Below are 13,827 nucleotides of genomic sequence, written 5' to 3' on the forward strand. Positions count from 1 at the left end.
TGTTCCTAAAACATCCTATATGCTAAAAAATTATTTTATAGTTGCCTGGCGCAACCTGTTCAGAAACAAAGTATATTCTGCCGTGAACATTATCGGGCTGGCTACCGGTATGACAGTAGCCTTGCTCATTGGTTTGTGGATATGGGATGAACTTACTTTTAATAAACGGTATCCCCATTATGATCAGCTGGCCCAGGTATTGATCACCCAAAAATTTAATGGAGAAACGGGAACAGGACCTATTAACTCGATCCCTGCTATTACTGAATTACGGAATAAGTATGGAGGCGACTTTAAACACGTAGCCCTTGTTTCGTTTAATAATGACCGTATCATGGCAGCAGGGGAGGTGAAACTCACGGCTAAAGGGATGTGGGCAGAACCTGCTTTTCCGGAGATGCTGACGTTGAAGATGTTAGCAGGTAAGCAAACAGCCTTGGAGGATCCTTCTTCCATATTACTCTCTCATAGTTTGGCGACTGCTTTATTTGGTAAAGAAGATCCTATGAATAAGCTGGTGAAGATGGATAATCATATTGATCTGAAAGTAGCCGGGGTATATGAGGATTTGCCTCCTAATGGATCTTTTAATGATACCAAATTTCTGGTGGCATGGGATAAGTATAAGGCTACGGAAAAATGGGTGGATTACGCACAAAAGGAATGGGATAATCATGGTTTCCTGGCATTTGTGCAATTGAATGAGCATGTGGACATTGACCGGGTAAATGCGCAGATCAGGGATCTTGCCAAACCTCACGTCACTTCCGGCAATGAGGAATTACAATTACATCCGATGCGCCAGTGGCATTTGTACGGCGAATTCAGGAATGGTAAGGTGGTAGGTGGCCGTATCCAGTTTGTATGGCTTTTTGGCACCATTGGTGTGTTTGTGTTGTTGCTGGCCTGTATCAATTTTATGAATCTTTCTACCGCACGCAGTGAAAAGCGGAGCAAGGAAGTGGGGATCCGCAAAGCAGTAGGTGCGCAGCGAGGGCAACTGATCCGGCAGCTGCTCAGTGAATCTCTGCTGATGGCAGGGCTAAGTTTTTTATTAGCGATCGTATTGTTGCAGTTAGTACTGCCTTTCTTTAATACGCTGGCAGATAAACAGATCCATGTGCCCTGGCTGCATCCTATGTTCTGGTTGCTTACGCTGGGGTTTACCTTGTTTACCGGCTTTATAGCCGGGAGTTATCCTGCGTTTTATTTATCCGGGTTTAAGCCGGTGAAAGTATTGAAAGGTACGTTCCGGGCAGGGCGTTATGCCACGTTGCCCAGAAAGGTATTGGTAGTGACCCAGTTTACAGTATCTGTTACTTTGATCATCGGCACATTGATTGTATACCGGCAAATACAATATGCAAAGAACCGCCCGGTAGGATACACCCGGGAGGGCCTGATCACTATAGAAATGAATACGCCGGAAATAACCGGCCGTTATAATGCATTGCGGGAGGAATTACTGGCCACCGGTGCGGTAGCCGATATGGGGGAATCATCCAGTAAGTCGACCGGCATTGAAAACACCAATACGGGTTTTAGCTGGGAAGGCTTGCCTCCGGGAGCAACACCCAACTTTGCTACCGTATCCGTGACGCATGATTATGGTAACACTATTGGCTGGCAGATAAAAGAGGGGCGCGATTTTTCCAGGAGCTTTCCAACAGATTCCGGCGGTTTTCTCCTCAATGAAGCTGCTGTAAAGCTTATCGGGATGAAAGAGCCTATAGGAAAGATCATTTCCTGGAATGGAAAACCACATACAGTGCTGGGCATAGTAAAGAATGTGGTCATGGAATCGCCTTACCAGCCGGTTTATCCACTCATTTATAACCTGGATTATAGCTATCTAATGTATATCACCATACGGATCAATCCGGTGATGCCTGTGAGAGAGGCATTGGCTAAGATAACGCCGGTATTTACCAGGAACAACCCTGGCAGTCCGTTTGTATACCAGTTTACCGATCAGGAATACGCCGCCAAGTTCAGCGATGAAGAGCGTATCGGGCGGCTGGCGGCTGTATTTGCGGCGCTGGCGATCTTTATTTCCTGTCTGGGATTATCGGGGCTGGCCTCATTTGTAGCAGAGCAACGTACCCGCGAAATAGGGGTGCGTAAAGTATTGGGAGCATCTGTTTTCAGTTTATGGAAATTATTATCGAGAGACTTTATCGTGCTGGTGCTCGTAGCGGTGGTGATTGCTACACCGGTAGCCTGGCATTTCCTGACGCAGTGGCTGCAAAAATATGAATACCGGGCACCGGTTTCCTGGTGGATCTTTGCGTTGGCTGGGTTGAGTGCACTACTCATCACTTTGGCTACCGTGAGCTATCAGGCTATCAGGGCGGCACGCATGAATCCTGTCAAAAGCCTGCATACAAACTGACGGGCAGGAGTATTTAGGAATACCTGTTATGCAGGTGTACGCAGGAAGGCGATCGGATAGTGGGCGCTGAATACTTGCGGTGGTTTGCACAGCTTTATTTATGTAATTCCGGATTGGCTTTTTTCTGAAAACTATAGATCAGGTAAAATAGCGCGGGAAGGATAAAAATACTGCCAAGCAGCAATGCCAGTGCCAGCGCTTCGATGGTTTTATCCTGCCCCCGGTGTTCCAGTAAGGAGAGATACCCGCCGTTTTTAAGTAATACGATATTGGGAAAATGCCGGAAGGTAGTGGTAAACAGGATCATGGTTACCTGGAATCCGGCCAGTACCCGCAGAATACGTGTTTTGCCCTTGTATAGCAGGTACCACATCAGGATCAGGGAAAGCGTAGCTGCTACGATAGCCAATACCCCCCAGGTATTACCGAACACCCATTGTGTTAAAGGAATGCCTTCCGCATAGGCCGCTATAAATACCAGTGCCCCACAGATCACCGCAGCAATATTCGTGTTTTTTGTTTTGCTGATAAACCGCTGCCGGTCTGTTTCATTATCCGTTTCTCCAATCAGGTATACTGCCGCCAGGAAACCACAGATCGCTACGGTAAAGCACCCTACAGATACAGAGAACCAGTTGAGCCAGCTGAATATGTAGGCCGACAGAAAATCCGAGGCCTGCGTATCAATATGCCCCGACACCGCACTGCCTGCAATGATACCGAGGAAAAGCGGTGTGATAAGACTGGAGTATTGGAAGATCTTGTTGTATAACACCTGCATTTCATCCGCCACGGCATCATAATGCCGGAAGGTGAAGGCCGTACCCCGCGCAATGATACCCAGGAGCATGATCACCAAAGGGATATGCAGGTGTACAGACATGGTGGTATAAATAGCCGGGAATCCTACAAAGAGGATCACGATGGTAATGATCAGCCACATATGATTGGCCTCCCAGATAGGCCCGATAGCACGATACATGGTACGACGGGTTTTGCTCCTGTTTTTCCGGGAAGTGAACAATTCAATAATACCCGCACCAAAATCGGCCCCACCTAACAACAGATAAAATAAAATGGCTGCCCAGAGATAAGCAATTACAACGTATAACATAACCTTAGCCTTTTATTTGTGAAGGATCAGCAGGTAAATCGTATAATTTTCCTACCATTTTTATCTGCCGGTATAACATAAAGATCACGATAATAGAAAGGGACACATACACGGCGGTAAACAGATAAAAAGAGTAGATGATACCAGGCATGGGTGTTACGGCATCGGCTGTGCGCATTACATTGTGAATGATCCAGGGCTGGCGTCCTACCTCGGTTACCGTCCACCCGGCTTCTACCGCAATAAATCCCATCGGTGTGGCGATGACAAACAGTTTGAGCAGCCACCTGCTGTCCAGCCACCGTTTACGTTTCCATAATGCCAGAAAATAAAGCAGCGCAATACCCATCATGGCCATACCCAAACCTACCATTACCTGGAAAGCATAATGGGTAACGGCAACGGGTGGATGATTTTCGGGTGGAGTGCTATCCAGGCCTTTTACTTCCGCATTAAAATCGTTGTGCGCCATGAAGCTCAGCAAGCCGGGGATTTTGAGTGCGTATTTTACAGTTTGTGTTTTTTCGTCGGGGATACCACCGATAATGAGCGGGGCCGCTTTTTCCGTATGGAAATGGGCTTCCATGGCCGCCAGTTTTGCCGGTTGCCGTTTGGCCACATCCTTAGCAGAAATATCACCACTCAACGGCTGTAAGATAGCCGCCACGGTACCAAAAACCGCTGCTATTTTAAAGGCTTTGCTGTGAAATGGTACATTTTTCCCTTTCAGGATCATGAGCGCATGAACACCAGCTACTGCAAACCCGGTAGCTACAAAAGCCGCTACAGACATATGTAAAGCCTGTGAAAACCAGGCATCATTAAACATGGCTTTAATGGGATCAATATTGGTATATTCTCCATTGATATAATCGAAACCGGTAGGGCTGTTCATCCATGCATTGGCCGCCACCACCAGGATACCGGAGATCAGCCCGCTGATACCTACGATTACCCCCGTAACCCAATGAAACCAGCGGTTGAACCGGTCCCACCCGTACAGGAAAAAGCCCAGTGCAATGGCCTCAATAAAAAAAGCCGTGCCTTCCAGGGAAAAAGGCATACCGAAGATAGGACCGGCATGCTTCATGAATTCCGGCCATAATAGTCCCAGTTCAAAAGACAAAACAGTGCCGGATACCGCGCCGGTAGCGAAGAAGATAGCTACTCCTTTGCTCCATGCTTTAGTAATATTTTTATAGACAGGATTGTTTGTTTTGAGGTAATAATAGTGGGAAACTGCCATGAAAAAAGGCATCACCATTCCAATACACGAAAAAATAATGTGAAAGCCCAGGGACAACGCCATTTGAGATCTGGCAGCGAGAAAATCATCCATAGCAGTTTAGCGTTTATATAAATAAACCGGCAAGATTGCACGAAAATAACAAGCGTTTGTGTGCTTGTTATTTTCGGGTACAAAACTAAGGCTTAATTACTATGCAACCTGCAGGAATGGTTTATTTATTTTCGCTTCTTTTTGCTTAAGGGCGTGATTTCCACTTTACGGAATTCTACCTCTGAACCCTCAGCCTGTAAGGCTATACTGCCTTTGCTGGCGGTACAGTTGGTACCGTGGTTAACAAGTTGTCCATTGATCCATACTTTTATTTCATTCCCCCGGCATTCCAGTTTCATCGTATTCCATTCACCTACCGGATTTTCTGAATTATCGGTCAGATTAAGGATGCGGCGGCCTTTACCTTCCGTGGTACCCCAGTTTTCTTTGGGTCCCCGGCGTTTTTCCATATCAGGTACCGCAATATCTTCACCAATACACCAGAAATCACCGGCATTCTCATGCATCAGTTGCGCTTCGATAGACTTTGGAAACATGGCATATAATACCCGGGGAGTAGAAGCATGCACCAATACCCCGCAATTACCCGGTTTGGCAGCAAAACGGTATTGTACTTCCAGTTGGTAATTTTCATAGGTAGAATCCGTGATCAGGTGCCCCTGCGGGTCGGCCAGGCTAACAAGCAGCCCATTGCGGATAATAAAAGGGGCCTTTACGGAAGTGTCCTTATCCATTGCAGGTACATCCATATGCCAGCCGCTAAAGTCTTTAAAATTAAAAAGGCTGTAGGATTGTGCATGTGCGGCCGCACCAGCGCAAAAAAGAAGGGCAGTAAGTAAAAAGTGCTTTTTCATACGGGACAATATAATATAAGTGATTAGCAAAGATGAATGATTAACTTTAAGGTTGCAATAATTCCACGATGAAAAAAAATATTTTATGGATTTTCCTGTTGCTGGCCACTGCCGGTAATAGCCAGACAACGCCCATCATCAGTACAGATACGGCATCCACCTTTACTAATCCGCTGCTTGTAGTAGGGCCGGATCCCTGGGTAATCAGCAAAGATGGCTTTTATTATTACCTGCATACTACCGGCAACAGTATCGTTATCCGGAAAACAAAGACGATGACCGCATTGAAATCTGCGCAACCGGTGGTAGCCTGGCAACCAACACCAGGCAGTGCCAACTCAAAAAATATATGGGCTCCGGAGTTACACTACCTGAATAAAAAATGGTATCTCTATTATACGGCGGGTGCTACCGCCAACCTGGCTACCCAGCGCACCTACGTGCTGGAAAATGCAGCTGCGGATCCTACCACCGGCAGCTGGACAGACAAAGGCCAGATAGGGGATACGGCGGCTAACTTCTTTGCTATTGATGGTACAGTACTTGAATACAAAGGCAAAAACTATTTTATCTGGAGCGGACATATCTCGGCTACGGACAATACCCAACGTTTATATATTGCCCGTATGGCTGATCCCTGGACACTTGCCACGCCACGGGTAGAAATATCTGCACCAACATATGCCTGGGAGAAAATAGGTACCCCCAACGTAAATGAAGGGCCGGAAATTCTGCAAAACGCGAAGAAAGCGGTATTCCTGATCTATTCTGCCAGTGGCTGCTGGACGGATGATTATGCACTTGCACAGCTCAGGCTGAAAAAGAAAGGAGACCCCTTACAGCCTTCTCATTGGGAAAAAGCACCGCTGCCTGTATTCAGCAAAAGCCCTGAAAATAGCGCTTTTGGCCCGGGACATAATGGTTTTTTTAAATCACCGGATGGTAAGGAGGACTGGATCATCTATCATGCCAATCCATCCGCAGGGCAAGGATGTGGGAATGCCCGCAGCCCGAGGATACAACGTATCACCTGGAGAGCAGATGGTACCCCCGATTTTGGGGTGCCATTACCACTGGACAAGCGGATTAAGAAACCATCAGGGGAATGAGGTCATAGCTGGCAGCGTATACCCATTACTGTAGGGAACTGTTACTTTTTTAACAGGTATCCTGCTTTTACAATCATATTGCTCCAGGATCAGGTCGTATAGCTGTTTGCCGTTTTTCTCAAAGCGGTATTTGTTTTCATAACACCGGTTACTTGTTTCGCCGCTGCCGTCTTCATACTCATAGCTAACTGGGATATGGATTAAGGGTTTGAGCTTTCCATCCCCGAAGCCGATAATATCTGCCCATACGTGGCTTTCTCCCATATGGGTAAGTCCGCCATGCAGCACCACGCCCATTTGGGCATCACCGGTACGGACCAGTTTAACAAAGTGGCCGGGGTAACCAAACCTGCCGCCACCGCCAGCATTTAGTACGGCATCCTGCAATTGCCAGCTGTTGTTCTGTTTACTGAAAAGCAATACATCACACCAGCCGGAGGAAGCGCCAAATTCAGGCCCGCGGTTGGCCATTACAGCGATACAGTAGGTGGTTTTGTCATCTTTGAAAAAACGGAGTGTATCCAGGGTACGTTCGATGCTGTCTTTTTCATTGCCAATTTTAACTTCCAGCGAAACGGTGTCATACACAGGTTGAGCCAGTTGTAATGCCAGCGCAGGGGTAAAGTCGGGCTGCTCAGGAAGTTTCAGACTCCAGTTGTCTGCCGGGCGGGTACTGCTGATCAGTTTGATACCCGCAATTTTCCAGCCATCGTCTTTCTTTTGCAGCTGAAACTGCTGTACAAAAGTACCGCTACCATTCGTGGTATCTGCTACAAATACGGTAGCGGTGATATTCACGGGTGTTTGTCCAAACACTTTGGGAGGAGGCTCCATGTGCAGCATTTTGGTAGCAGTAATACCACCATACATATTCTTATGGGAAAACTGGGCCGCCGTACCCCATCGTCCTCCGGTGCAATAGTTATAGGCTTTGTTGTATTGCTGCTGGCCCAGGGCGGTGATAAACGCGGTAACCACTTCGGCCGGCATCAGTGGAACTGCTACTGCCGGCATGTCTGCTGCAGCAGAGGTAAGTGCCTGCCCATTGTTAAGATTGTTTTGCGGATAATAAGTAATGGTCCGCACGATGGCCAGTTGCACTTTGCCCGCTTCCAGCTGTGTTTGTTTTAGCCAGTTGCCGGGAGTGTCATACTCATACTGATAAGTGCGCAGCAGGGCTCTTCCCTTATCGGTGCTGGTCATGGCGCTGATATCTCCCTGTTTATTTAACTCCAGGGTAGTAAAAAGAGTATTGTCCGCAGCGCCTTTATATACTGTCTTTGATTTATACAGCTGGCCTTTGGTGTCAAACTCATTGGTAAACAGGATATCGTTATCTGCACTTACCGTATGCTGTTCGGCTATTTCTCCTTTTTTATCGTATTTAAAGGTAGTTTGGGTGACTTCTTTTTCAGGATAAGTGGTCTGGGTATTTTGTATGACCATGCCATGTTGATCATAGCGGAGTTTTTCCCGTTGTACCACCTGATGTTTATTTTCCTCATAGTAACCATAAGTAACGATTTCGGTGATATGGTCATTATTGTCATACAGGAATACCTTTTTCTGAAATCCGGTGATACTATCGATCCGGTTATTGGAATAAAAATACCAGCTGTCATCTGTGTTTTTTTCCAGGTTACTGTAATTGCTTCTTCTCAGCAACACCCCTGCGGATGAATAGTCGCTTTCGGTACAATAAACCGTAGCTGCTTGCTGCCCGTTTTTGTCATAACTGTAGGTGCACGCTTTTACTGATTTTACAGGACCTCTTAATGACCAGTCTTTCAGTGTAAGGGAACCCCGGACAGCCAGGTGTTGTTTGCTGATGTTGTCATTAATACCCTGGGCATGGAGATGGAAGGATAACAAACAAAGGGCAGCAGGTAATACCAGTTTATTCATTAATAGATACATATTTAAACGGGCTCAAATATAAGGCTTTAACAAACCCTTTTTTTCTTTGCATTAAAAAGTTACTTTTAAACTGATTTATTCCCACAACTGAAATGACCATATGACAAGTATTTTTTTTCCGGGTAAACTGATGATGAGTTTGTTGACCATGCTGGTATGTGCCTGTGCCCTGAGTGCCTGTTCCAGTGCCTCCGGCACCTCCGGTGCTTCCAATACTGCTAAAAAGCCGGAGTGGATTCCGCTCTTTAATGGCAAGGATATTAATGACTGGATGGTGAAAATCCACCATCATGAGGTGGGGGAGAACTTCGGTAATACTTTCCGGGTGGAAGACAGCATTATTAAAATACGGTACGACCAGTACGGTGATTTTAATGAACAGTATGGCCATTTATATTATAAGCAACCTTATTCCCATTATCATTTAAAATTTGAGTACCGGTTTGTAGGAAAGTGGTGCACTACGGCACCGGGGTATACTATTCTGAACAGTGGCGTGATGTTTCATTCCCAGGACCCGCGTACGATGCCAAAGGAGCAGGACTGGCCTATTTCTGTAGAGATGCAGTTACTCGCTGGGTTGGGAGATGGCCAACCTCGCCCTACCGGTAATATGTGTTCACCAGGTACCAATGTAGTGTATAAAGGCAGGCTGGAGCCCCAGCATTGTCTGGAATCCTCCTCCCAAACCTATGAAGGAGAGCAATGGGTACATGGAGAATTGATTGTATTGGGGGATTCTCTCATCACACACATTATTAATGGTGATACGGTATTACAGTATTCCAAGCCTCAGATTGGCGGAGGGGTGGTGAACCGTTATGATCCCGCCATTAAAATAGATGGTAAGTTATTGACAGAAGGATATATTGCATTGCAGAGCGAGGGGCAGCCTATTGATTTCAGAAGAATTGAGCTGTTGGATTTGTCCGGAAATAAGCGTGGAGTACCTGTTAAGCGACCATAATGTTGTCTGATGAAATTTATAGCAGGTTTTTTAAATGTTGTTCTTTTATTGGGAACCATTCAGGGATTCATCATCAGCGGATTGCTTTTTTATGCTAAAAAGCGGTCATTATCCAAGCGTCTGCTGGCCGGGATCATCTTTTTCCTGACATTGGCCTGTATGAACCTGTACCTTGGTAATACCAACTGGTTCCAGATAAATCGCTGGGTGAACCTGATCTTCAGTGTAATCCCGCTGGTGATTATAATGCCCATAGGGCCGTTGATCTACTTTTATGTAAAATCCTGCACAGATCCTGCTTTTAGCCTGCAACGAAAGGATCGTATTCATTTTTACCCGGTTATCATAGATCTGGGTGCTCAGCTGGCGGCAGCTATCTTTATTGTGGGCGTACTTACCGGGCTGTTACCTAATAAACCGCAACCCTGGGGACTATTTATTGATACTTACAATGTTTATTCAGATATTCCGAGATGGGTGTCTGTTACTACCTATGTGTGGTTATCGGCCAGGTATCTCACCCGATTAAAGGCCAGTAATGAAGCACCGGTGGAGGCACCTTATTATACCTGGCCCTGGCAGATGCTTAAAGGGCTTACCATCTTTCAGGCCATCTGGCTGATATACCTGATCCCGTATATTATCCCCCGGTATTCAAATGCGCTGCTGGACCTGGTAGACTGGTATCCAATTTACATCCCGATGGTGGTTTTAATTTACTGGCTGGGGATGAAAGGCTACCTGATGATCCCGCAAATGGAACTAATGTCTTTGCTCCGCCAGGAAGTAAAGGCTCAGAAAGCAGCACCAGCTCCGATGGCATTGCCGGAAGATACCATTGCAGAAACGGTACCTGTCCTGATCAAAGCAATGGAAGAAGACCGGCTTTATCTTGATCCCAACCTGAACCTGGCATTGCTGGTGCAGCATACCGGTATCCCTCAGAAAACAATCTCTGCCGTATTAAACCAGCATCTGAACAAAAGTTTTAATGAATTTGTGAACGCCTACCGGATTGGGTACTTCAAACAAAAGATCTGTGATCCCCGACAGGAACATCTCACTATTTTAGGGGTGGCTTATGATTCCGGGTTTAATTCGCAGGCTACTTTTCAACGTGCCTTCAAAAACGAAATGGGGGTGTCGCCCCGGGAATACCTGGCGATGGAATTGAAAAAACGGATTAAATCCGGCTAAAATACCAGTAAATAGTGCTCAAATCCGGATATGAGTAGATAGGCTGCCGGGAAAAACGGTGATTTGCTGCTAAAAAAAGCAATGAAGATTCTTCAGCCCGTTTGTTTGATCATCGTATTTTTCCTGCTTCCTATAGAGGGGATCGCCCAGGATCTATTTCTTGCGCTTTCCGGTAAAATTGTAAATGCCCAGACCGGTATCCCTATTCCATATGCCAACATCCAGTTAAAGTCCAAAGGTACCGGTACCATCTCCAATACTGCCGGTGAATTTATTTTAAAGATACCCACTCAGTACCTGCCGGATAGTGTGGTGATATCCTGTATGGGATATCAGCGTAGCACATTACCTATTCCTGCTGCTGGCTTTACAGACCAGGATATCCTGCTTACCCCGGCGGTACTGGAGCTAAAGGAAGTAGCTGTAAAAGTACGTAGCGGATGGGATATCCTGAAAGCAGCTATGGCCAGCATACCGGACAATTATGACACCGCTGCGGTGCGACTCACCGCTTTTTACCGTGAACACCTCTGGCTGGAGGACCAGGAGCTGAATTTTAATGAATCTGTGCTGGAGATCATCAAAACATTTTATACAGACGAGGCCCGGCAGGATCAGATCAGGATATTGAAAGGACGAAAAAAGGAGATCAAACATCATTGGGATCCCCAGTTCTTTGGTTTTATCAGTAACATCAGTAATACGGCCAAAAGCACATTGGGGGAAGAACCTTTAAAAAATATAAAGGCTCCGCGAAGTGTATTTAACCCGGAGAATTACAGGTATTATGACTGTGTATACCAGGAAACGATCCGGGAAGGCGACCGGCACCTGCTGGTATTGGAAATTTTCCCGAAGCAAAAATCGAAAAAGGGGCTGTTGAACGCGCAGCTCTATATTGATGAGGCTTCATTGGCTATTGTTAAATTCAAATGGGATTTAAGTCCGGCAGGCGTAAAGTATGTAAACAGGCATGGGAAAGGTGGGTTTGGATATACCATAATGAGCAAAGTGGTGAAGGCTACTTTTGATTTCACGCAGGTAAAAGTAGCGATAGGCTATAAATATTACCAGGGGAAGTGGTATCTGCACACCATACAACGCAGTTTTGAAGCAGCGTTGAACAGTCCAAAGAGAGGGATCGATCATCGTTCCTGGAGGGCAGATATGGACCTGGTAGTAACGGATATCAGCAAAGACAGTGTACAACGTTTTACAGCGGGTAATATCCTGAACAGCAACGCAGCAATGAGTAGTGTTATCGGAAATGAGGCCGATGACAGTTTCTGGGAAAACTATAATATCCTGAAACCCGTCATTCCGGATTCATTGCGCCAACAGCGGCCAGATACCACTGTTACAGTAACTCCGGTGCCGGTTACCCGGGTATCGAACCGGCAAAACGGGTTTACCCATGCGGACACCCTGAGAGGACAGTTATCACCGCTACGTTCCTGTTATGATGTCACGTACTACCACCTCGATGTAAGCGTGAACATGGATGCCCGCACTATACAAGGCAATAACCTGATGCGTTTTAAAGTGGTATCCCCCTTTGCGGTAATGCAGGTAGACTTGTATGCAAATATGAAAATCGATAGTATCCTTTACCGGGGGCAGCCACTAGCTTATACCCGGGAAGCAGCAGCTGTGTTTGTCCGCTTTCCTCAGCTACAGCCTGTGGGGAGTGAGCAGGAGATCAGGATCTACTATGCAGGCGTCCCGCAGGTACCGGATTTTAAAATACCTATGAATGGGGGTATACTGTGGGATAAAGACGCAGCAGGGAATCCCTGGGCACAGGTGGTATGCCAGGGATCGGGTGCCAGCCTGTGGTGGCCCAATAAAGATCACCTGTCGGATGAACCGGACAGTATGCGTATATGGATTACCGTACCGGAAGGATTTACCGAAATATCCAACGGCAGGCTGATCCGTAAAACGCCTGTCGGGCATGGGAAAACCCGGTACGAGTGGCTGGTGAGTTATCCTATCAACAACTACAATGTTACCTTCAATATCGGTAAGCATACTCATTATCGCGACTATTACATCACAGATGATACACTCACTATTGACTACTATATGATGCCTTATAACCTGGAGCGGGCCAGGAATATGTTCCAGCAGGTAAAGCCCATGCTGCAATGTTTTGAAAAGAGTTTTGGTAAATATCCTTTCCCCCGCGATGGCTTTACGCTGGTAGAGAGCTTATATCCTATGGAGCATCAAAGTGGGGTCTGTATCGGGAGGATCACAGCCGAAAATGCAGTTGGCCCCAATCGCCTGTTATGGCATGAGTCTGCGCATGAATGGTGGGGCAATGCCATCAGCTGTAAAGACCTGGCAGATATGTGGATACATGAAGCATTTGCTACCTATGCAGAAGCATTGATGATTGCCTGCACTGAAGGGGAATCCGATGCACAGGACTATATTACGGAACAAAGAGCCGGGATCTCCAATAAAGAACCTGTCATCGGCGTATATGACGTAAACCATATTTTTTATGATACCGGAGATATGTATAATAAAGGGATCGTGATACTACATACTTTCCGTAATATACTAAACAATGACAGCTCCTGGTTCCGGTTATTACATGATATCCAGCAGTTCTTCCGGTATAAAACGCTTTCTTCCGATGAGCTGGTAGACTTTATTTGTCAGCGCACACATACCGACTACCGGTATTTTTTTGAGCAATACCTTAAATATACCACGATCCCCAAGCTGGAGCTTGCCCGAAAAGAAATAGGAAATGACCTGGTGATAAAATACCGCTGGCAGGCTGATGTAAAAGATTTCCGTATGCCGGTAAAAATTACTACCTCCGCCAACAAGTACACTTTTATTTATCCTACTACTACCTGGCAAACAAAAACGCTGAAGAAAATGAATCTGGACGATTTCGAAGTGGACGAAGAAGGAATGTATTTTGAGTTATTAGCTGTTGGATTTTAGCTAATAGCCCGCA

General features: G+C 46.2%; 9 protein-coding genes. 5 read left to right on the forward strand and 4 right to left on the reverse strand.

Features of this window, described 5'->3' with window-relative positions; all coding sequences use genetic code 11:
- Window positions 1-19 precede the first annotated feature (19 nt).
- Entirely contained in the window at window positions 20-2,392 is a 2,373-nt protein-coding gene (locus ABR189_RS06250; RefSeq protein WP_354659600.1) for an FtsX-like permease family protein, read from the forward strand.
- Between the two features lie 94 nt (window positions 2,393-2,486).
- Here the strand turns inward: ABR189_RS06250 and ABR189_RS06255 are convergent, their stop codons facing one another.
- The 3 genes from ABR189_RS06255 to ABR189_RS06265 all read right to left on the reverse strand — a co-directional run bounded on the left by ABR189_RS06255 (window position 2,487) and on the right by ABR189_RS06265 (window position 5,660).
- Window positions 2,487-3,506: a cytochrome d ubiquinol oxidase subunit II gene (locus ABR189_RS06255; protein ID WP_354659601.1), complete on the reverse strand. Its 1,020-nt coding sequence runs from the start codon at window positions 3,504-3,506 to the stop codon at window positions 2,487-2,489.
- A 4-nt stretch (window positions 3,507-3,510) separates the two neighbouring features.
- Complete coding sequence (locus ABR189_RS06260) at window positions 3,511-4,845, reverse strand: cytochrome ubiquinol oxidase subunit I (RefSeq protein WP_354659602.1); 1,335 nt, start codon at window positions 4,843-4,845, stop codon at window positions 3,511-3,513.
- 125 nt (window positions 4,846-4,970) lie between these two features.
- Window positions 4,971-5,660, reverse strand: a complete 690-nt coding sequence (locus tag ABR189_RS06265) for a 3-keto-disaccharide hydrolase (RefSeq protein ID WP_354659603.1) — start codon at window positions 5,658-5,660, stop codon at window positions 4,971-4,973.
- A 68-nt stretch (window positions 5,661-5,728) separates the two neighbouring features.
- On the opposite strand from ABR189_RS06265, the gene ABR189_RS06270 reads away from it, so the two are divergent.
- A complete protein-coding gene (locus ABR189_RS06270; protein ID WP_354659604.1) occupies window positions 5,729-6,769 on the forward strand; it encodes a glycoside hydrolase family 43 protein in 1,041 nt (346 codons plus the stop codon).
- On the opposite strand, the gene ABR189_RS06275 is transcribed toward ABR189_RS06270, so the two are convergent.
- A complete protein-coding gene (locus ABR189_RS06275) occupies window positions 6,758-8,674 on the reverse strand; it encodes a hypothetical protein (protein WP_354659605.1) in 1,917 nt (638 codons plus the stop codon). The genes ABR189_RS06270 and ABR189_RS06275 overlap by 12 nt on opposite strands.
- Before the next feature lie 112 nt (window positions 8,675-8,786).
- Here ABR189_RS06275 and ABR189_RS06280 point away from each other — a divergent pair, with 112 nt between their 5' ends.
- The 3 genes from ABR189_RS06280 to ABR189_RS06290 all read left to right on the forward strand — a co-directional run bounded on the left by ABR189_RS06280 (window position 8,787) and on the right by ABR189_RS06290 (window position 13,814).
- Window positions 8,787-9,653, forward strand: coding sequence for a 3-keto-disaccharide hydrolase (locus ABR189_RS06280; protein ID WP_354659606.1), 867 nt, complete (start codon window positions 8,787-8,789; stop codon window positions 9,651-9,653).
- A 9-nt stretch (window positions 9,654-9,662) separates the two neighbouring features.
- Entirely contained in the window at window positions 9,663-10,850 is a 1,188-nt protein-coding gene (locus ABR189_RS06285; RefSeq protein ID WP_354659607.1) for a helix-turn-helix domain-containing protein, read from the forward strand.
- An 81-nt stretch (window positions 10,851-10,931) separates the two neighbouring features.
- Window positions 10,932-13,814 carry a M1 family metallopeptidase gene (locus ABR189_RS06290; protein ID WP_354659608.1) on the forward strand — a complete coding sequence of 961 codons (2,883 nt, stop codon included), beginning with the start codon at window positions 10,932-10,934 and terminating at the stop codon, window positions 13,812-13,814.
- Window positions 13,815-13,827 lie beyond the last annotated feature (13 nt).

Origin of the sequence: Chitinophaga sp. H8, assembly GCF_040567655.1 — a bacterium.
Taxonomy (GTDB): Bacteria; Bacteroidota; Bacteroidia; order Chitinophagales; family Chitinophagaceae; genus Chitinophaga; species Chitinophaga defluvii.